This is a genomic window from Streptomyces sp. NPDC058665, from assembly GCF_042714995.1.
GTDB lineage: Bacteria > Actinomycetota > Actinomycetes > Streptomycetales > Streptomycetaceae > Streptomyces.
The window spans coordinates 1-20,752 of sequence record NZ_JBHXRX010000019.1; the positions used below are offsets into that span (position 1 = coordinate 1).

Consider the following 20,752-nt stretch of genomic DNA (forward strand, 5'->3'; position numbering starts at 1 on the left):
CGGGGGTGCGTACGACGACGGTGTGGCCCGGCGGGAATCCCCGCCGGGCCACTCCTTCGTCGCTGTGGTGCCGTGCCGCCGATTTCGCCTAGAGCGGACCGAAGCCCACCCGTCGCGTCGTCGGCTCGCCGATCTCCACGTACGCGATCCGTTCGGCCGGTACGAGCACCTTCCGCCCCTTCTCGTCCGTGAGGCTGAGCAGCTTCGCCTTGCCGGCGAGTGCGTCGCCGACGGCGCTCTCGACGTCCTCGGCGGACTGCGAGCTCTCCAGAACGATCTCGCGGGGCGTGTGCTGCACGCCGATCTTGACCTCCACCGCTATGTCCCTCCGAACGGTCGGTGCGTTGCGCGGTCAACCGCGCGGTACCCAGCACACATTAGCCCGGGGAGAAGGAGCTCAGGACAGTGGCGGGACACGCCCGCAGCGAACACGGACCGCGCGGGCCGGCCGGCCGCCGGTGGACCGCGTCGGGCCCGGCGCCGGGCGCCGCGCGCCCGGTCAGGCGCCGGGGTGCTGCTCGCTGCCGTGCAGCGGGAACCCGGCGATGCCGCGCCAGGCCAGCGAGGTGAGAAGTTCCACGGCCTTGTCGCGCGGGATGACCGACTCGCTGGAGAGCCAGTAGCGGGCCACCACCTGGGAGACGCCGCCGAGCCCGACGGCCAGCATCATGGACTCCTCCTTGGAGAGGCCCGTGTCCGACGCGATCACGTCGGAGATCGCCTCGGCGCACTGGAGCGCCACCCGGTCGACGCGCTCGCGCACCGCGGGCTCGTTCGTCAGGTCGGACTCGAAGACCAGCCGGAACGCGCCGCCCTCGTCCTCGACGTAGGCGAAGTACGCGTCCATCGTGGCCGCGACCCGGAGCTTGTTGTCGGTCGTCGAGGCCAGGGCCGTACGTACGGCCTGCAGCAGTGCTTCGCAGTGCTGGTCGAGAAGCGCCAGGTAGAGATCCAGCTTCCCCGGGAAGTGCTGGTACAGGACGGGCTTGCTGACACCGGCCCGCTCCGCGATGTCGTCCATCGCCGCGGCGTGGTAACCCTGTGCGACGAAGACTTCCTGAGCCGCGCCCAGAAGCTGATTGCGTCGAGCGCGGCGGGGCAGGCGCGTGCCTCGCGGGCGCGCCGCCTCGGTCTGCTCTATGGCTGTCACGCCGCCTCCCAGAATCGTGCCGTGCGCGCTGTGCGCCGCCTTGCCATCGTACTTTTGGGTAACCCGGCTGTGCGTGGTCAGGTCTGAGAATTTCACGGACCGGACACTCACGGGAGCCGGATATCCGCCAGGCCGCGAGTGCGGCGACGGAGAAAAGTATCCAATGCTGACAAAAGGCGAACCCGGTCCCGAGCGGATACTCAGCGGTAGTCGTCCTCGTCGAGAGAGACGATACGCGCCTGCTCAGCGGCGTCGGCCTCGTCGGCCTCCTCCGTACCGATGGGGGCCGGCGGATCGTCGCCCGAAGGGCGCACGTCCCTGTGCTGCTCGGCGGCGTCGGCCTCCGGAGTCTCCTCGTCGAGTTCTTCGAGTTCGCCGGAATCCGCTCCGGCCTCCCGCTCTTCCTTGTCGGTGCCGTTCTCGTAGTCGTTCGGGAATGTGTCCGGGTCGCTCAGGTCCGCCGGCATGGGGCGCCCTTTCTTCTCCGGTCGTCTTCCGTATGCCATTCGCGATATGAGGCGAATACCTACGCGCGTACTTACGAGGGTAGGAGGTCCGTACCCGCGACGCTATGTGTCCGGTGACCGCGAACGGGAGGACCCGCGTGTGATCGTCTCGTAACATTGCCGCATGTCTTCGACCGAGCTGCCGGAAACACTCGCCGCCGCCGTTCCGCGCGTGAGTGCTGTCAGGGTCGCCGACGGTGAGCGGCTGCGTGCGGTCGCGCTGCCGGGGCTGACGCTCAACGTGCGCTCACGGCCCCCCACGCGCCCAGGACTGCCGCGCGCGCTGTACGTGCACGGTCTCGGCGGCTCCTCGCAGAACTGGTCCGACCTGATGCCGCTGCTGGCCGACGTGGTCGACGGCGAGGCGGTCGACCTGCCCGGCTTCGGGGACTCCCCGCCGCCGGAGGACCGCAACTACTCGATCACCGGGCACGCGCGGGCCGTGGTCCGGCTGCTCGACGCGGGCGGCCACGGCGCGGTGCATCTCCTCGGCAACTCCATGGGAGGCGCCGTCGCGACCCGGGTCGCCGCCTCCCGTCCCGACCTGGTGCGCACCCTCACCCTGGTCTCACCCGCGCTGCCCGAGATCCGCGTGCAGCGCAACGCCGTGCCGACCGCCCTGCTGGCCCTGCCCGGTGTCAGCGCCCTGTTCGGGCGGATGACCCGCGAGTGGTCGGCCGAGCAGCGCACGCGCGGCGTGATGGCCCTCTGTTACGGCGACCCGGGCCGGGTCTCGGAGGAGGCGATGCGGCACGCGGTGGAGGAGATGGAGCGGCGGCAGCGTCTTCCGTACTTCTGGGAGGCGATGACCCGTTCCGCGCGGGGCATCGTCGACGCCTACACTCTCGGCGGACAGCAAGGGCTGTGGCGGCAGGCGGAACGGGTCCTCGCGCCGACACTGCTGGTGTACGGAGGGCGGGATCAGCTTGTTTCGTACCGAATGGCACGAAAGGCGTCCGCCGCTTTCCGGGATTCGCGGCTCCTGACGCTTCCGGACGCCGGGCATGTTGCCATGATGGAGTACCCGGAAGTGGTCGCGGACGCCGTGCGGGGCCTGATCGAGGAGTCGGACCGGGCGGCGGATGAGACGAACGGGCGTCCCGGCCGTAATGACGGTGGGGGCGGCGGCGTCCTCAGCGGCGGCGGCGCGAGCCGCCACAGAGGTGACTACGACGGCGACAACGACAGTGGCGGGAGCTGATCCGGGGCGTGGGACGACACAGCCGTAAAGGCCCCGCGCCCAAGGCGTCCGACAGCAAGAAGCGCGCTCCCGCCGTGAGCGGCCCGCCGCCCGCCGAGCGGGAACGGCCGGCACCGCAGGCATCACCGGCGGCACCGGTGTACGGCACCCCCGCGCACGGCGTGCCGCAGGTACGCGGCGGGCACCCCGAGCACCGTGAACCGGGCGGCGGCTGGGGCGGTCAACAGCGGTACGGGGACTGGCCGGGCGGCCGTGGCGGCGGGCAGCAGCGGCCTCAGCGTCCGGCGCCGACCGGGCAGCGCCAGGCCCCCGTCCAAGTGCCGGGACCACGCCGTGAGTTCGTCGACGCCTTCGACGCGCCTCCCTCTCCTTACGGAGGCAGCGGCGCCGCTGTGGGCCTCGACGCCGACTCCGCGCGGTGGCGGCCCGATCCGTACGGCTCCGTCGCCGACTGGGACGACGAGAGCAGCCGCCCCCGTACGGCATCCGCCGCCGACTCCGGACGTGGCCCGGACCGGGACGACCCCGACGGCCTCCCCGACGCCGTCGGCGGCGACGAGCGGCCCGAGAAGGGCAATCTGGGGCGCACCCTCACCGGGATCGCCGCGGCGGCGGTGACCACGGTGCTCGCCGTCGTGGTGGCCGCCCAGGTCACCGACGGCGGCGGTCCCCGCGCCGACGCGCTGCCCTCCGGCGGGCTCGCCCGCGACGGAGAGGGACCCGCGTCGCGCTCGGACGGCAGGACGATCCCGCCGAAGGAGCCCGCGGCCAAGGCGCCGGCGCCGGCGCTCACCTACACCCAGCTGATGGCCAAGCAGTTCCCGCTGGCCGCCGATCTGAAGGGCTCGGGCGAGTTCGGGGCGGTGCCGGGACTGGCGAAGGCGCCCGGCGACGGCCCCAAGGTCAGCTACCGGATCGATGTCGAGAAGGGCCTCGGGCTCGACGAGAAGCTGTTCGCCGACGCCGTACAGAAAACCCTGAACGACGACCGGAGTTGGGCCCACAACGGAGCCATGACCTTCGAGCGGATCTCCAGTGGCTCGCCCAGGTTCGTGATCACGCTGGCCAGCCCGGGGACCACGGCCGAGTGGTGCGCCAAGTCGGGACTGGACACCACCGTCGACAACGTGTCCTGCGACTCCGCATCGACCGACCGCGTGATGATCAACGCGTACCGCTGGGCGCGGGGGGCCAAGACGTACGGCTCCAAGGCGATGCTGACCTACCGGCAGATGCTCATCAACCATGAGGTCGGGCACCGGCTCGGGTACGGCCATGTGAGCTGCCAGACACCGGGCACGCTCGCGCCGGTGATGCAGCAGCAGACGAAGACGCTCGATCTCGACGGCGTGAAGTGCAAGCCCAACCCCTGGGCGTTCCCCGGCAATTGAGGCGCCGGGCGGGGCATCGGCCAAGGCGTCGGCCAAGGCCGAAGCGTAGGCCGGGCGTCGGCCCTGGCTTGACGCGCTGTGACCGTCCGAGTCCTTACCGCGACGGAACGCTATCGCGGTGGGAAAGTTACGTGCATTCACCCCTTCCGGTGGTGCGACGGACAACCGTCCGTCGTCGCACCGTCATGTCCGCTTACGGTCGTCCCGCTGTGAGTCGCCGATCCAACGGCGGCTTCCCACAAGGGAGATCGGGGGTGTGCTCGTGCGGATCGGACTACTCACGGACGGTGGCTACCCGTACGCGACGGGTGAGTCCAGGCTCTGGTGCGACCGGCTCGTACGCGGGCTCGCGCAGCACGAGTTCGACATCTACGCGCTCAGCCGCAGCGCCCACCAGGAGGGCAACGGCTGGATCCAGCTCCCGCCCTCCGTACTGAGGGTGCGCACCGCGTCCCTCTGGTCGGCCGAAGGTGACGGGAGGGCCTACGGACGGCGTGAACGACGGCGCTTCGTGGGGCACTTCGGGGATCTGATCAACGCCGTCTGCGCCCCGGACGACGGCGCGCCCCAGAGCGCGGTCGGGAGCGGTCGCGGCGACAGCGCGCGCGACACGGTCGCCTTCGCCGAGGGACTGTACGGGCTCGCCGAACTGGCCCGCGACCACGGCGGTCTGCCCACGGCGCTGCGTTCGGAGGCCGCCGTACGGATCCTGGAATCCGCCTGCCACGCCCCCCGCGCACGCCGGAGCGTGCGCGGTGCCACCGTCCCCGACTACCTGGTCTTCGCCGACCAGTTGGAGCGCGCGCTGCGCCCGCTCTCGCTCGACTGGTACGACGATGACGGCCTCGGTGCCGTCGATCTCTGTCACGCGACGACCGGTGGATCCGCCGCCCTGCCCGGACTTCTGGGCAAACGCTTCTTCGGCGCGCCGCTGCTGGTCACCGAGTACGGCGTCCAGCTCCGCGCGCACTACCTGGCCGCCGGAGCCGGGGGTGACGCGCCCCTGCGCGCGCCCCTGCGCGCGCCGGTGCGCGCCCTGCTCGCGGCCTTCCAGGGCCGGCTCGCCGCCGAGGTCTACCGGCAGGCCACCGTCATCACCCCCGGCAACACCCACGCCAGACGCTGGCAGGAGCGCTGCGGCGCCGACCGCGCCAAACTGCGCACCGTCTACCCCGGCATGGAGACGGAGCGCTTCTCGGCGCTGGGCGAAGACAGCGAACGCGGCCACGGCGGCGGTACCGGAAGCGGCGGTCACGGCGGCGATCCGAACACCGTCGTCTGGGTCGGGCGGATCGAGCCCGCCAAGGACCTCATCTCCCTGCTGCACGCCTTCGCCGACATCCGTAAGGAGGAGCCCGAGGCGCGGCTGCGGATCATCGGCGCCGCCGCGCAGGGCGCGGAGGCGACGGCGTATCTCGCCCACTGCCGCGCGCTGGCGGCCCAGTTGTTCCCCGACGAGGCGGCCGACGCGCACGCCGTGGGCGACAACTGCGTCTCCTTCGAGGAGGTCGGCGGGCCCGGCGCCCCGGAGCTGGTCGACGCCTACGCGGCGGGCGGGGTGGTCGTCCTGTCCAGCATCGTCGAGGGCTTCCCGGTCAGCCTGGTCGAGGCGATGTTCTGCGGGCGGGCGACGGTCTCCACCGACGTCGGCGCGGTCGTCGAAGTCATCGGTGGCACGGGTCTCGTCGTGCCCCCGCGCAATCCGCGGGCGCTCGCCGACGCCTGTGTCGCGCTGTTGCGCGACCCGGAGCGGCGCGAACGGCTGGGCGCCGCCGCGCGGGCCCGCGCGCTGGAACTCTTCACCGTCGAGCAGAACCTGGCGGCGTTCCGCGGCATCTACCTGGAGCTGATCTCGCACGTCCCGGTCCGGCGCCCGGCCGAGACGGTGGACGCGCACGGCGAGCCGCTGCCGTTCGCCAACCCGGCGGAGGCGTACGTACCCGGTCACTGGACCGCCGGACAGGCCACGACCGTACCGATGCCGGCGCCGCGGCCGTTGACGCCCCCGGTTCCGATGGCCCTGCCGTCCCTCCCCGTCTCCTTACCCGACGTCGCGCGGGCGTCGCGTCCTACGGAAGCGGTCGGCGTGGGCGCCGGACAAGCGCTGGGGGAGAGAGATGTCTGACGCGGGCACCACCCCCGGGAGAGCCACCACCCCCGACGGAGCCGCCGCCCCCGGGCTCACGACGAGACTCGCGCGCCGTCCCGGCCCCGCCGACCCCGTCAAGACGCTGATGCACAGCCACCGCGAGCTGTGCGAGCGCGCCGTCGACCCGCTGGAGATCGCGGCCGGTCTGGAGGCGCACGGCGTCACCGACCGGGCCGCCGCGCGCTTCCGGCACCGCGATGTCTTCTCGCTCGCCGAGGAGCTCTACGCGCGCGTGCCGCGCGCCGCCGACAGCGGCGGGGACACCGCCGACACGACCGTGCCGCACCCGGCACGCTCCACCGACGCGCGCGCCGGATGGGCGCTGCGCACCCTGCTACCGGGCGCCGTGTGCGCCGCCGCGGTCGTCACCTTGCGGTACGCCGACAGCGCCACCGGGGGGCTCCGGCTCGCGATAGGCGTGGCGGGGGCCGTCGCCCTCGCCATCGCGCTCACCGTCGCCCTCCGGCGCGGCCCGCTGCGCGTCGAGGGCCACACGGCGCGTGTCTCGCGCCTGTGGGTGTGCTGGCTGCTGGCGTATGTGCTGTACGGCGACGGGCTGACCCACGCGGCGGCCGGCGGCGGGCCGCACCTGACGGACCCCCTGGCCCACGCGGCGGCGCCGCTCGTCGCCCTGGCGTTCGCCGTGGCCCCCGCCGCCTGGTGCGCCCATCTGCTGGCCGTACAGGCGCGCCGCAGGCTCGCCGACAGCCGCGGGCTGGCCGAGTTCGCCGCCCGGACCCGGCCGGCGCTGCTCGGTCTGCTCGCGCTGTACGCCCTCGCGCTGACCGCTCTCGCCGTCCTCGCCGAACTCGTACTCGGCGGCGGCCGGGACGCCGGCACCGGCCACCCCGCCGCGACCGTCGCCCTCGGCTGTCTGCTGCTGCTCGCCCGGCTCCTCGCCGTCCACGGCTTCCCCAGGGCGGCGGCGACCGGCCTCGCCGCCGCCTGCGCCGTCGAGGCACCGGCCCTCCTCCTCGCGACGCTGGGCCGCGTGCCCGGCTTCGAACCCGTCTCCGCCCCCGTCCGGGCCCTCGTCGAGGCGTGGGGGACCGGCGCCGTACCGGCCATCGCCTGCGGCGCCGCCGCGCTCGGACTGCTGATCCACGCCGCCGTCGCACTGTCCCGGGCCTCGGCCCACACCTGACCGGCGGCCACCGGCCTCCGGCGCACGCCCCCGTCCGGGCCGCACATCCGGACCCACAGACCTCCCGCGGAGCCGACGCCGCGGGCGTAACCCGAAGCACACGGCAACACCTCTAAGGAGACGACAGAACATGACCCCTCAACCCCCAGCACCGGCGCGTCGGAAGCAAGGGGCGGCGCGATGAGGGTCCTGCTGCTCGGTGCCAACGGATTCCTCGGGCGGTTCGTCGCCGACCGGCTGCTCGCCGACCCGGCCGTGCATCTGACCGCACTCGGCCGCGGCGACGACGCCGACGTACGGTTCGACCTCGCCGGGGGGAGTCCCGGGGCCCTCACCCGCTTCCTCGACGCCGTCCACCCCGGAGTCGTCATCAACTGCGCCGGCGCCACCCGGGGCGGCGCCCGTGATCTCACCCGGCACAACACCGTCGCCGTCGCGACCGTCTGCGAGGCCCTGCGCCGCAGCGGCTGCGGCGCCCGGCTCGTCCAGCTCGGCTGCTCGTCCGAGTACGGGCCCTCCCAGCCGGGCTCGTCCACCGCCGAGGACGCGGTGCCCCGGCCCGGCGGTCCGTACGGGGTGAGCAAGCTGGCCGCCAGCGAACTGGTGCTCGGCGCCGGGCTCGACGCCGTCGTGCTCCGGGTCTTCTCACCCGTCGGGCCGGGCACGCCCGCGGGCTCCCCCCTCGGCCGGCTCGCCGAGGCGATGCGCCGCGCCATGCAGTCCGGCGACGGCGAGCTGAAGCTCGGCGGACTCGGCGTGCAGCGCGACTTCGTCGACGTACGCGACGTGGCCCGCGCCGTGCACGCCGCCTCGCTCTCCGCCGCCCAGGGCATCGTCAACATCGGTACGGGTCGCGCGGTCCGGCTCAGGGACGCCGCGGCCATTCTCGCGAGGGTCGCCGGATACGGCGGTGCCCTGCACGAGCTGGACGCTCCCACCGGCCCGCAGCGCCCCGCGCTCGGGCACGCCACCCTCGGCCCGCAGCGCGGCGAGCACCCGTCGGAGCAACTGGGCGCCGGCCCGTTCCCGTACCCCGACGGCTGCGGCGGCTGGCAGCAGGCCGACGTCCGCACCGCGCGCGACCGGCTCGGCTGGCGGCCCCGGATCAACCTGGAGGAGTCGCTCGCCGACATCTGGATGGAGGCGGCATGTCGCATCTGACGACCGCCGGCAGCAGCCGGTCGGCCACCGGCGCCGCCGGACTCGGCTTCGGCGTCCCCGGTTACGCGCATCCGCTGCTCGCCCAGGTCGAGTGGGCCGAACTGACCCGCCCGGGAACGCCGTTGCACTGGGCCGTGCTCAACGTCGCGGAGGGGCCCGGGAGTATGCCGGACCCGCACTGTCTGGAGGCCGCGGGCCGGCTCAGGAACGCGGGCGTGCGCGTGCTCGGGCATCTCGATCTCGCGTACGGCGCCCGGAGCTTCGGCGAACTCATCACCGAGGCGCACGACTTCCACGACTGGTACCGCGTCGACGGCTTCTATCTGGACCGGTGTCCGGCGGAAGCCTCGTACCTCCCCGACGTCAGGCTCACGGCAGCGACGCTGGACACGGTCGCGCCCGGCGGGCATCTGGTCCTCGGCCACGGGACGCATCCGTACGACGGATACGCCGACATCGCCGACCAGTTGGTCACCTTCCGCGGACCGTGGACGGACTACCGCTGGTCACAGGTTCCCGAGTGGACGGCGGACCATCCGCCCGAGCGCTTCGCGCATCTCGTGTACGGGGTGCCCCGCAGCCATCTGGACGAGGCGATGCGGATCGCGCGCTGGCAGGGCGCGGGGACGATCTTCTTCACCGACCGCGGCGATCACGACGAGCGAACCGGACAGATCAGCCCATTCGCGGCTCTGCCCGGCTACTGGGACGAAATCGTCTCGCAGATCGGACCGGGTGTCTCGGAATGAGAAGGCGCGTGGCAGTGTTACTGGAGGAGCAAACGTACTGACCAACCGACCAATCCCCTGTTGAGGTCCCTGTGTCGCTGCCACCCCTGGTCGAGCCCGCTGCCGAGCTCACCGTCGACGAGGTCCGCAGGTACTCCCGTCATCTGATCATCCCGGACGTCGGGATGGACGGGCAGAAGCGGCTGAAGAACGCGAAGGTGCTCGTCGTGGGCGCCGGCGGGCTCGGCTCGCCCGCGCTCATGTATCTGGCCGCGGCCGGTGTCGGAACGCTCGGCATCGTGGAGTTCGACGAGGTCGACGAGTCGAATCTCCAGCGGCAGATCATCCACAGCCAGGCGGACATCGGCCGCTCGAAGGCCGCGTCCGCACGTGACTCCGTCCTCGGCATCAACCCTCTGGTGAAGGTCGTCCTTCACGAGGAGCGGCTGGAGTCCGAGAACGTCATGGAGATCTTCTCCCAGTACGACCTGATCGTGGACGGCACGGACAACTTCGCCACCCGCTATCTGGTCAACGACGCGTGTGTGCTGCTGGGCAAGCCGTACGTATGGGGCTCGATCTACCGCTTCGACGGTCAGGCGAGCGTCTTCTGGTCCGAGCACGGTCCCTGCTACCGCTGCCTCTACCCGGAGCCGCCGCCGCCCGGCATGGTGCCGAGCTGCGCCGAGGGCGGCGTCCTCGGCGTGCTGTGCGCGTCGATCGGGTCCATCCAGGTCAACGAGGCGATCAAGCTCCTCGCGGGCATCGGAGAGCCGCTGGTCGGCCGGCTGATGATCTACGACGCGCTGGAGATGCAGTACCGCCAGGTCAAGGTCCGCAAGGACCCGGACTGCGCGGTCTGCGGTGAGAACCCGACCGTCACCGAGCTCATCGACTACGAGGCCTTCTGCGGCGTCGTGTCCGAGGAGGCGCAGGTGGCGGCGGCCGGTTCGACGATCACTCCGAAGCAGCTCAAGGAGTGGATCGACGACGGCGAGAACATCGAGCTCATCGATGTGCGGGAGCCGAACGAGTTCGAGATCGTCTCCATCCCGGGCGCCAGGCTGGTCCCCAAGAACGAGTTCCTGATGGGGAACGCGCTCCAGGATCTGCCGCAGGACAAGAAGATCGTCTTGAACTGCAAGACGGGTGTCCGCAGTGCGGAAGTGCTGGCGGTGTTGAAGTCCGCGGGCTTCGCCGACGCCGTGCACGTCGGCGGCGGAGTGGTGGGCTGGGTCAACCAGATCGAGCCGGAGAAGCCGATCTACTGAGTTGATCCGCGGCGTGACATATCCACCGGGAGGCCGGTCCACGTATCTCGTGGACCGGCTTCCTTACGTATGCGGGACTGACGTCTGCGGGACCTGTGCGGGCGAGCTTCTGAGCCCGCGCTGTCACTGCCGGCAGACCGTCCCGTTCTTCGGCACCTTGTTGTCGAGCAGATAGCCGTTGACGGCGTTCTGCACGCACTTGCTGCCGCTGTTGTACGAGCCGTGCCCCTGACCCTCGAACACCAGCTCGACCCCGACGCCCTTGCCGAGCGCCTTCGCCATCGCCTGCGCGCCCGCGAACGGCGTGGCCGGGTCACCGGTGTTGCCGATCACGAGGATCGGGGCCGAACCCGGCGCGCTGACATCGGTCTTGTCCGACGCGCCGGGCACCGGCCACTCGGAACAGCCCAGCAGACCCCAGCCGAGGAACTCGCCGAAGACCGGCGACGCCTGACGGAATTCGGGGATCTTCGCCTTCGTCTGCGCGAGCGTGAAGCGCTCCTTGGAGTCCACGCAGTTGACCGCGGCGTTGGCCGCCTGGATGTTGCTGTACTGGCCCTTCTCGTTGCGGCCGTTCATCGCGTCCGACAGGACGAGCAGCAGCGCGCCGCTGCCGCCGTCGGCCTCGGCCAGACCCTGTTCCAGCAGCGGCCAGAACTCCTTCGAATAGAGCGCCTGGGCAATGCCGTTGGTGGCCTGGGTCTCGGTGAGCCGCCGGCTCCCCAGGCCGTTGATCGGCTTCTTGTCGAGCCGGTCCTGAAGCTCCACGATGAAGTTCTCGATCTCCTTCGGGGTGCTGCCCGGCAGCTGGCACGCGTCGCCCCGGCTCACACAGTCCTTCGCGAAGTTGGTGAGGGCGAGCTGGAAGCCCTCGGCCTGGCCGAGCGAGCCCTGTTCGGCGCCCTCGGTCGGGTCCACGACGGCGTCGAAGACGGCGTGGCCCACGGACTTCGGGAACAGATGGGCGTAGACGCCGCCCAGCTCGGTGCCGTACGAGATGCCGAAGTAGTTGAGCTTGTCGTCCCCGAGCACCTGGCGCATCAGGTCCATGTCGCGTGCGGCGTTGACGGTGCCGACGTACGGGAGTTCCTTGCCGGAGTTCCGTTCGCAGCCACCCGCGTACCACTTGAGGCCGGCGACGTACGACTTCTCCTCTGCGCTGTCGTCCGGGGTCATGTCCCCCGCGTAGTACGCGTCGAGCTGCTTGTCGTTCTTGCACTCGACGGGCTCGCTGCGGCCGACCCCGCGCGGGTCGAAGCTGACCAGGTCGTAGCGGGTGCGCAGCTTCTCGTAGTCCTTGCCGAAGGAGGGCAGTCCGGTCACGCCGGAGCCGCCGGGCCCGCCGAAGTTGAAGACGAGGGAGCCGATGCGCTTGCCGGGGTCGCTGGACTTCGCCCGGATCAGGGCCAGATCGATGGTGGCGCCCTTGGGCTTCGCGTAGTTGAGCGGCGCGGCCATGGTGGCGCACTCCCACTTGGTGCCGCCGGGCAGCGGCGACGGAGCCGTACCGCCGCCCTCGGCCGCCGACGGGGTCGGGCAGCCCTTCCAGTCCAGTTTCTGGGACGTCAGGTCCGCGGGCGGGGCGGTCTTGTCGCCTTTGCCGGTCCTGCTCTGACCGGCCTGGTCGTTCTGGCTGTTCTGCCCGGCCTGGCCGCTGCCGCCACCGCCGGAGTCGGAGCATCCGGCGGCGGCCAGCAGCGTGGCGACGGTGACGGCCGTGGCGGCGGTCAGCGCCCGGCGGCGGCGCCGGGCCGGAGCGGGGGAAGCGGAGAAGGAGGGCATCGGCATCCCCCCATGGTGCTTCGTGCCGGGGAGCGGCGCGCGGCTCGGGGGCCAGCCGGGTGGTGACCGCCGCTCCGGGAGCCCCCTCGGAGGAGGCCGAGAGGGCTCCCGGAACGGCGTCAGAGAGCTCCCTTGCGCGTCAGATGGTTGAAGCAGATCCACCCGGGCAGCACCGGCAGCCACAGGGTCATCATCCGGTACAGCAGCACCGCCGGCGCCGCGACCTCCTTGGGAACGCCCGTCGCGATCAGACCGATCGTCAGCGCGCCCTCGACGGCGCCCACACCACCCGGCGTCGGCGCCGCCGACCCCAGCGCGTTGCCGGCGAGGAACACCACGGCGAGACTCGCGTAACTCAACTGCTGATGACCGTCGTCGAAGGCCCGGATCGACGCGTCCAGACACATCACGAACAGACCGGTCAGCAGCAGCATCCCGCCGATGCCGGTGACGAGCTTCATCGGTCGCTGGAGCACGTCCAGCATGCGCGGCACCACGCCCGCGAACAGCGAGCGCAGCCGGGTCACCACGAACTTCCTGAGGAACGGGATGGCGGTGACGACCAGCACCAGCACGGCGACGGTCAGCAGCCCGGCGATGACCGTTCTCGACGGCGTGAGCGAGGTCGTCTTCTCCGTACCGGTGAGATAGCCGAACGCGAGCAGCAGCAGGATGTGCGCGCCGAGTCCGAACAGCTGTGAGGCGCCGACGCTGGCCACGGCGAGCCCCGGGCGTACACCCGAGCGTTGCAGGAAGCGGGTGTTGAGGGCCACCCCGCCGACCGCCGCCGGGGCGACGATCTTGACGAAGGACCCGGCGACCTGCGCGACGACCGTCTTGAGGAAGCTCACGCGCTCCGGTACGAAGCCCAGCAGACTCATCGCGGCGGCGAGATAGCTGAGGCTGGAGAACAGGACCGCGGCGGCCACCCAGCCCCAGTGCGTGCGGCCGAAGACATTGCCGAAGTCGATGCCGGCGAGCTGCGAGAGCAGGAAGTACGCGGCGATCGCACCGGCGATGATGCTGACGAGCGTGCGCGGTCTGATGCGCTCCAGACGGACCGGCTCGACCGGTGCCTGCGGTCTGATCAGCAGGACCTGTCCGCGGATCTGGGAGAGCAGATCCTCCTCGCGCACCTCGTCGAGCGCGTCGTCCATGGCCTTCTTCTCGGCCTGTTTCTCCGCGCGCAGCGACCGCCTGGCGGCCTTGCGCTCGGCGTCGGTGCTCGCCTCCGGCACGTCCGTCGTACGGGCGTGCCTGGCTGCCTCCGAGGCGCGCAGCACCGCGTCGCGCTCGCGCTGGGACCGCTCACGGGCGAGCCGGCGCAGTGTGGTGCGCGTGGACCGGCTGAGCGCGATCGGCTGGAGCAGCGGCAGACAGTCGGCGACGGTGTCGGGGCCGAGGACGTCCACCGCGGTCGCCACCGCGCGTTCGGCGCCGATCCGCAGGGAGACGGTGGTGAGGAGCTGCGCGATGTCCATCCGCAGCACCACGTCGCCCGCGGCGATCTCACCGCCGCGCAGATCCGTGACGATCACCTTGCCGTCCTCGTCGACCAGCAGCGCGTCGCCGGTGAGCCTGCGGTGGGCGATCCGGCGCGACTGGAGCGCCCTGACCTGTTCCCAGGCGCCGCGGACCAGGTCGTCGGTGATCTCGTCGTCCGACAGCGAGTCCAGGGAACGGCCGCCCATGTGCTCGTACACGAGGATGACGGCGTCGGGACCGAGTTCGGAGGTGGCGATCAGCTTGGGGGCGTTGGCGCCGGCGGCGATGGCGGCGTACGCGAGGAGCGCTTCCTGTTCCAGCGCCTGGCGCAGGGAGGGGATCGAGCGGCGGGTGGTGATGGAGCGCAGGGTGAGCTGGCGCCAGACCCGGTAGAAGAAACCCTGTGCCTGCTGTTCGCGGTCGACGACCGTGACGTCCAGCGGTGGGCCCTCGTCGAGGGTCACCAGATAGCGGCGGCCCCGTTCCCCCTGCTCGGCCGTCTCGCCGGTGTCGTCCGGCTCGGCGCGCATCGCGCTGACGGGACGGAAACCCACATGGCGAAGACCCGCCATCAGCGTCTGGCCCGTGGGCCGTACGTTGGGCGAGCCGACCGTGTAGAGCGTGCCGTACGCGACGGTCCAGCCGATCAGCACGGTGAGGATGATCGAGAACGGTGTGGTGTAGCCCGCGACCAGCATCGCGAAGGCGTCGAGCAGCAGCACCACCCACAGCACGACGCGCCAGCGGGGTCTGCGGGCCATCCCCACGGCGGTCATGTAGGCGATGACGGGCGCGAGATAGCCGTGTACGGGGTCGGTGAGCCCTTCGCCTGGCTGCGCGCGCGTGAGCGCGTCCTGGATGGATCCGGGAGCCGCGCGGGCCACCCAGAGATCGGTGGCGAGCGTGACGCCGTGGGCGAGGACGGCGGCGAGTACACCGTCCGCGATCCGCAGGCCGTCGCGTTTGATCAGCCGTTCGATCGCGAAGGCGACCGGGACGAGCAGCACGGCGATGCTGGAGATCAGTCCGGCGACCTTGACGAGCAGGTCGGGGGCCTGGCCGGTGCCCTTGCTGATGTCCTGTTCGAGACCGGACGTGGTGCCGTGGGCGAAGGCGGAGAGGGCGATGACGACGGCGATGGCGAGGATGCCGATGAGCAGTCGCAGCAGGTCGGAAGGGCGGTGCACGCGGGCGGCGAGCAGCGGTTCGTCCCCGGAGAGCGGGTCGGCGTGGCTGCCGGGCGGGACGTCCTTCCCGTCGTCACCCTTGCCGTCGCCGGTGCCGGTGTTCTTGCCGTCGCCTCTGTCGTGGCTGCTGTCGTGGCCGTCGCTGGTGCCGACGCTTCCGTTACGGGCGTGGCTGTCGGCCTTGGTCTCCGTACCGCCGTCGGGGGCCTGTTCCTGGCGGGCCTCGGGGCGCGGTTCGGCGTCAGGGGTGCCTGCCACCGTCGGAGGCTGCACGCCCTGCTCCTTCGTCGAATCCGTGTCTTCTTGATCTCGTATCACCAGTCACCGCCTGGACGATGGTGGCACGCCAGGGTGACAGAGGGGGGTATCAGGGTGCATTGGGGAACACCGCGTCGGCCCTCCCACGGCCCGCGCGCATACCGCCGGGGCGGGGCCGCGCACCGGGCGGACTGTCGGTGCCGTGGGGCAGGATGGGGCGGATGAGGAGCGACGAGCCCGACAAGCCGGGCGAACCCGACGAGGTCCCCGGAGAGCTGCCCGAGTACGCGGAGCGGGTGCTCGACGTCGCCGACCTGATCCCGCCGGGCCGGGTGATGGCGTACGGCGACGTCGCCGAGTGGCTGGGCGAGGGCGGTCCCCGGCAGGTCGGCCGCGCGATGGCGCTGTACGGAGGGGCCGTGCCCTGGTGGCGCGTGGTCCGATCGGACGGTGTGCTGCTGGCCGGTCATGAGCTGCGGGCGCTGGCCCACTACCGCGAGGAGGGCACTCCGCTGCGGGAGGCCTCGCGCGCCGCCGAAGGTCATCTGCCGCGCCTCGATATGAAACGGGCGCGATGGGACGGCCGGCCACCGGAAACGGACACTGATACGGGCGATGCTGCTCACATCTGACAGCTTCTGACATTTCGCCTCGCGGCGAGAGATCCCGCGTATCTGCTGAGGACCGTACGGATGACGGGGCGCGGCCACCGCGCCGCTCCCGACAGGCCCTAGATCATCGGGCGGACCCGCCGCATCCGCGCCGCCCCTCGGCGTAGCCTCGTCAGCTCGCGGCACACACACCCCAGAAAGCCCCGTCACCACCAGCACCCCCTCCAGGACCGGCGATCCACGTGAGCTCCTTCTCCTCCACCGGGCGTATCCCGCACCGTCGGGTACGGCAGCGGACCTCCGCCGCGTACCGACTGGTGCGTACACCGCCGGTCCCGGTGGATCCTCCTGTGCTGGACGCAGCACAGCGCCCTGTGGTTGACCACGGCCGTGGACCGCTGCTCGTTCTCGCAGGTCCGGGCACGGGGAAGACGACCACGCTCGTCGAGAGCGTCGCCGCGCGGGTCGCGCGGGGCGTCGATCCGGAACGGATGCTCGTCCTCACCTTCAGCCGCAAGGCGGCGGTCGAACTGCGCGACCGTACGGCGGTCAGACTCGGCGGCGCGCAGGGGCCGCAAGCGACCACGTTCCACTCATTCTGTTACGCGCTGATCCGCGCCCACCAGGAGGCCGACCTCTTCACCGAACCGCTACGACTGCTCTCGGGACCCGAGCAGGACGTCGCCGTACGGGAACTGCTCACCGGCCAGCTCGATCTGGAGCGCGAGGGGCGGGCGCACATCCGCTGGCCCGACGAACTGCGGGCCTGCCTCACCACGCGCGGCTTCGCCGACGAGGTGCGCGCGGTGCTCGCCCGCAGCCGTGAGCTGGGGCTCGGCCCGGACTCCCTGGGCGTCTTCGCGCGGCGCGGGGGCCGGCCCGACTGGACGGCCGCCGCCTCCTTCCTCGCCGAATACCTCGATGTCCTGGACATGCGAGGGGTGCTCGACTACGCCGAACTGGTCCACAGGGCCGTCCTGCTCACGGAGCGTCCTGAGGTCGCAGGGCGGCTGGCCGAGCAGTACGACGCGGTGTTCGTCGACGAGTACCAGGACACCGACCCGGCGCAGGTGAGACTGCTCAGAGCGCTCGCCGGGAACGGCCGCACGCTCGTCGCGTTCGGCGACCCGGACCAGTCGATCTACGCGTTCCGGGGCGCCGACGTGAACGGCATCCTCGACTTCCCGGACACCTTCCCGCGCGCCGACGGCAGCCCGGCCCCGGTGCGGGTCCTGACGACCTCCCGGCGCTCGGGCGCGGGGCTGCTGGCCGCGACCCGGCTGCTGACCCGCCGGATGCCGCTGAACAGGCTGCCGGCCGGGAAGGTACAGGCACACCGCGAGCCGGCGGCGGTCCGCGAGGGCGGCCGGGTCGAGACGTACACCTATCCGACGGCCTCCACCGAGCTGGAGAACGTCGCGGACATCCTGCGCCGCGCGCATCTTGAAGAGGGCGTGCCATGGCGCGAGATGGCGGTGCTGGTACGGGCCGGGGGCCGGACCATCCCCTCCGTACGGAGGGCCCTGACCTCGGCCGGCGTACCGCTGGAGATCGACGGCGACGATATGCCGCTGCGTCACGAACCGGCGGTGGCCCCGCTGCTGACGGCGCTGCGCGTGGTCGCGACGGCGGCGATCCGGTCGGCGTACGGAGAGATCGGAACGGAGACCGGGGCGGAGCCGGCTGTCGGGACCGCGGAGGAGCGTGCCGGCACCGAGACCGAGACCGACACAGGGGCCGACACCGCGGTCGGGACCGCGGTCGGGACTGCGGCCAAGAGCGACTGGCTCGATGCCGAGACCGCGCTCGCGCTGCTCACCTCGCCCCTCGGCGGCATGGACGCCGCCGACCTCCGCCGTCTCGGCCGGGCCCTGCGCGACGAGGAACGGGCCGCCGGCAACCGCGTACCGCCCCCCTCCGACACCCTCCTGGCCCGCGCCCTCGCCGAACCGCAGCGGCTCGTCACGCACGACCCCGCCCACGCGCGCGGCGCCCAGCGCCTCGGCGCGCTGCTCTCCAAGGCGCGTGACCTGCTGGCGGGCGGCGGCACGGCCGAGGAGGCGCTGTGGGAGCTGTGGGACGGCACGCCCTGGCCCGGCAGGCTTGAGCGGTCGGCCCAGCGCGGCGGGGCCGCCGGCCGTAACGCCGACCGGGACCTCGACGCCGTATGCGCCCTGTTCGACGCCGCGGCACGGGCCGAGGAACGCACCGGCGGGCGCGGCGCCCTCAACTTCCTTGAGGAGATCGAGGCGCAGGACATCGCCGCCGACACGCTCAGCGGCCGAGCCGTACGGCCGGACGCCGTCCGTCTCATGACCGCGCACCGTTCCAAGGGACTGGAGTGGCGGCTCGTCGTCGTAGCCGGAGTGCAGGAGGGACTGTGGCCCGACCTCCGGCGGCGCGGCTCTCTTCTGGAGGCGGACAGGATCGGCCGCGACGGGCTGGCCGAGCCCCTCACTCCCGGCGCCCTCCTTACAGAGGAGCGACGCCTCTTCTACGTGGCGGCGACCCGCGCCCGCGAACGGCTCGTCGTCACGGCGGTCAAGGCGCCCGCCGACGACGGCGACCAGCCGTCCCGTTTCCTCACCGAACTGGGAGTCGAGCCCAGGGACGTCACCGGCCGCCCCCGCCGTCCCCTCGCCGTCGCCGCGCTCGTCGCCGAACTGCGTGCCACGACCGTCGACCCTCACGCGACGCCCGCACTGCGCGACGCGGCGGCCCGCCGGCTCGCCCGGCTCGCCGCGCTCACCGACGAGGAGGGCCAGCCGCTCGTGCCCGCCGCCCATCCGCACCGCTGGTGGGGCCTGTACGAGCCGACGCACAGCGCCGTCCCCCTGCGCGACCGGGACCAGCCCGTCGCGCTCTCCGGCAGCGCGCTGGACCAGCTCGCCAACACCTGTTCGCTCCAGTGGTTCCTGGGGCGCGAGGTCAAGGCGGACGAACTGCCCACCGCGGCCCAGGGCTTCGGCAACGTCGTCCATGTCCTGGCCGACGAGGTGGCCTCCGGCCGTACCCCCGCCGACCTCGCCGTCCTCATGGAGCGCCTCGACTCCGTCTGGGACGCGCTCGCCTTCGACGCGCCCTGGAAGTCCCAGCAGGAGAAGAAGCACGCGCGCGTGGCGCTGGAGCGTTTCCTGCGCTGGCATGTGATGGACCGCGCCGGGCGCACACCCGCGGCCACCGAGCACGCCTTCGACGTCACCCTTGAGGCGGGCGCCTACGAGGTACGGATCCGGGGCTCCATGGACCGTGTGGAGCAGGACGCCCAAGGGCGCGCCTACGTCGTCGACTTCAAGACCGGCAAAGCGGCTCCTACCAAGGAGGAGGTCGCGCACCACCCTCAGCTCGCGGTGTACCAGCTCGCGGTGGGGGAGGGCGCGGTGGACGACGTCTTCGACGGACACCGGCCGGAGCCGGGCGGCGCCGAACTCGTACAACTGCGGCAGGCGGCGGCCAGGAAGGAGGGCGGTGAGGCGCTGCCCAAGATCCAGGCGCAGGAGCCGCTCGCGGGGGAGTGGGTCGGCGATCTGCTCGCCACGGCGGCCGGGCGCGTACTGGACGAACGGTTCACACCGAGCACCGGCCGGCACTGCGAGCACTGTTCCTTCCGCGCGTCGTGCAGTGCGCGGCCGGAGGGGCAGCAGATCGTGGAGTGAGTGCCCCTCCCGGATGAATCCCCTCGTGCACATGCACCCTTCGCGACTCCTCGCGCGGCCGGAAAGGGAACGGCACCCAGGCACGGAGTGCCAGACGTGCCAGATGTGCGAGGAGACGACAGATGACCGCGATCGACGCGATCAAGCGGAAGTTCCTGATGCCGGCGCTGCTGAGCGCGATCACGGTGGCAGGTGTGGTGGGCTGTTCCACCGGCGGTGCCACCAAGGGCGCGGAGGGCGCGGCCGAGAAGGAGGCGGGGGCCGCGAAGCAGGTGGCCGCTCCGTCGACGGAAGCGACGACGGGCGACCCCTTCGCGGGGATGAGCGCCGCGCAGATCGCCCGTAAGGCGGTGACGGCGACCAAGGGCGCGAAGTCCCTGCGGCTGACGGCGGAGGGCACGGAGAACGGCAAGCGCCTCAAGGTCGACTTCTCCCTGGACAACAAGGGCACCTGCGCGGGGGGTCTGCGCCGGGACGACAGCGAGGCGGAGTTCGCCGTGGTGAACGGCGTCACGTACGTCAAGGGCGACGACGAGTTCTGGCGGTCACTCGCCTCCGGCGGGAACGATCCGAACCCGGAGAGCCCCGACCCCGGCCGCGCCGACGAACTGGTCCAGCTGCTCAGTGGCAAGTGGCTCAAGATTCCGGCGAGCGGGAACTCCCCCGCGCGGGCGCTGGGCGGCGCGTGCGATCTGGACGCGATGCTCGGCACCCTGAACACCGCCGACACCAAGGGCCTGACCAGAGGCGCCGCCGCCGAGGTCGACGGCCGGAAGGCGGTGACGCTGGTGAAGCGGGAGGGCGGCAGGACGCAGACGACCTTCGTGGCGGCCGAGGGAGCGCCGTATCTGCTGAAGGCCGTCAGCGAGGGCGGCCAGGCCCCGGGCACGGTCCTCTTCGGCGACTTCGGCGTGCCCGTCAAGGCCACGGTGCCGCCGGCCGGCGACACCGTGGACCTGGGGGACATCCGGGGAGCGGCGAACCCGCCCACCGCCTGAGGCCGCGGGGACCACCGGCACCCGGACCGATCCGTCCGGCGTCCGCCTGTCAGTGGTCCCCGATAGCCTCTCTG

At 72.0% G+C, this 20,752-nt stretch carries 15 protein-coding genes; 10 read left to right on the top strand and 5 right to left on the bottom strand.

Features of this window, described 5'->3' with window-relative positions; translation table 11 throughout:
- Nucleotides 1-88 precede the first annotated feature (88 nt).
- The 3 genes from ACFWV8_RS14550 to ACFWV8_RS14560 form a co-directional block, all read right to left on the bottom strand.
- Nucleotides 89-316, bottom strand: a complete 228-nt coding sequence (locus ACFWV8_RS14550) for a DUF3107 domain-containing protein (RefSeq protein ID WP_329381979.1) — start codon at nucleotides 314-316, stop codon at nucleotides 89-91.
- A gap of 183 nt (nucleotides 317-499) precedes the next feature.
- Entirely contained in the window at nucleotides 500-1,150 is a 651-nt protein-coding gene (locus tag ACFWV8_RS14555) for a TetR/AcrR family transcriptional regulator (RefSeq protein ID WP_189111548.1), read from the bottom strand.
- Between the two features lie 200 nt (nucleotides 1,151-1,350).
- Complete coding sequence (locus ACFWV8_RS14560) at nucleotides 1,351-1,617, bottom strand: hypothetical protein (protein WP_384200995.1); 267 nt, start codon at nucleotides 1,615-1,617, stop codon at nucleotides 1,351-1,353.
- Nucleotides 1,618-1,780: 163 nt separating this feature from the next.
- Between ACFWV8_RS14560 and ACFWV8_RS14565 the strand changes: the two genes are divergently transcribed.
- The 7 genes from ACFWV8_RS14565 to moeZ all read left to right on the top strand — a co-directional run bounded on the left by ACFWV8_RS14565 (nucleotide 1,781) and on the right by moeZ (nucleotide 10,701).
- Entirely contained in the window at nucleotides 1,781-2,857 is a 1,077-nt protein-coding gene (locus tag ACFWV8_RS14565; RefSeq protein ID WP_384200997.1) for an alpha/beta fold hydrolase, read from the top strand.
- A gap of 8 nt (nucleotides 2,858-2,865) precedes the next feature.
- Nucleotides 2,866-4,248: a DUF3152 domain-containing protein gene (locus ACFWV8_RS14570; RefSeq protein ID WP_384200999.1), complete on the top strand. Its 1,383-nt coding sequence runs from the start codon at nucleotides 2,866-2,868 to the stop codon at nucleotides 4,246-4,248.
- A 262-nt stretch (nucleotides 4,249-4,510) separates the two neighbouring features.
- Nucleotides 4,511-6,373: a glycosyltransferase gene (locus tag ACFWV8_RS14575; protein WP_384201001.1), complete on the top strand. Its 1,863-nt coding sequence runs from the start codon at nucleotides 4,511-4,513 to the stop codon at nucleotides 6,371-6,373.
- Complete coding sequence (locus ACFWV8_RS14580; protein ID WP_384201003.1) at nucleotides 6,366-7,541, top strand: hypothetical protein; 1,176 nt, start codon at nucleotides 6,366-6,368, stop codon at nucleotides 7,539-7,541. The genes ACFWV8_RS14575 and ACFWV8_RS14580 overlap by 8 nt, the downstream gene beginning before the upstream one ends.
- A gap of 180 nt (nucleotides 7,542-7,721) precedes the next feature.
- A complete protein-coding gene (locus ACFWV8_RS14585) occupies nucleotides 7,722-8,702 on the top strand; it encodes an NAD-dependent epimerase/dehydratase family protein (protein ID WP_384201005.1) in 981 nt (326 codons plus the stop codon).
- Entirely contained in the window at nucleotides 8,690-9,451 is a 762-nt protein-coding gene (locus ACFWV8_RS14590; RefSeq protein WP_384201007.1) for a spherulation-specific family 4 protein, read from the top strand. Before ACFWV8_RS14585 ends, ACFWV8_RS14590 begins: the two co-directional genes overlap by 13 nt.
- A gap of 71 nt (nucleotides 9,452-9,522) precedes the next feature.
- A complete protein-coding gene (moeZ, locus tag ACFWV8_RS14595; RefSeq protein ID WP_329381955.1) occupies nucleotides 9,523-10,701 on the top strand; it encodes an adenylyltransferase/sulfurtransferase MoeZ in 1,179 nt (392 codons plus the stop codon).
- Nucleotides 10,702-10,824: 123 nt separating this feature from the next.
- Here moeZ and ACFWV8_RS14600 read toward each other — a convergent pair whose 3' ends face one another.
- Both ACFWV8_RS14600 and ACFWV8_RS14605 read right to left on the bottom strand, forming a co-directional pair.
- Nucleotides 10,825-12,483 carry an alpha/beta hydrolase gene (locus ACFWV8_RS14600; protein ID WP_384201192.1) on the bottom strand — a complete coding sequence of 553 codons (1,659 nt, stop codon included), beginning with the start codon at nucleotides 12,481-12,483 and terminating at the stop codon, nucleotides 10,825-10,827.
- A gap of 119 nt (nucleotides 12,484-12,602) precedes the next feature.
- A complete protein-coding gene (locus ACFWV8_RS14605; protein WP_384201010.1) occupies nucleotides 12,603-15,428 on the bottom strand; it encodes a lysylphosphatidylglycerol synthase domain-containing protein in 2,826 nt (941 codons plus the stop codon).
- Nucleotides 15,429-15,634: 206 nt separating this feature from the next.
- On the opposite strand from ACFWV8_RS14605, the gene ACFWV8_RS14610 reads away from it, so the two are divergent.
- The 3 genes from ACFWV8_RS14610 (at nucleotide 15,635) to ACFWV8_RS14620 (ending at nucleotide 20,678) form a co-directional block, all read left to right on the top strand.
- A complete protein-coding gene (locus ACFWV8_RS14610) occupies nucleotides 15,635-16,045 on the top strand; it encodes an MGMT family protein (protein ID WP_384201012.1) in 411 nt (136 codons plus the stop codon).
- 221 nt (nucleotides 16,046-16,266) lie between these two features.
- Entirely contained in the window at nucleotides 16,267-19,680 is a 3,414-nt protein-coding gene (locus ACFWV8_RS14615) for an ATP-dependent helicase (RefSeq protein WP_384201014.1), read from the top strand.
- 122 nt (nucleotides 19,681-19,802) lie between these two features.
- Nucleotides 19,803-20,678: a hypothetical protein gene (locus tag ACFWV8_RS14620; protein ID WP_384201016.1), complete on the top strand. Its 876-nt coding sequence runs from the start codon at nucleotides 19,803-19,805 to the stop codon at nucleotides 20,676-20,678.
- Nucleotides 20,679-20,752: the final 74 nt, after the last annotated feature.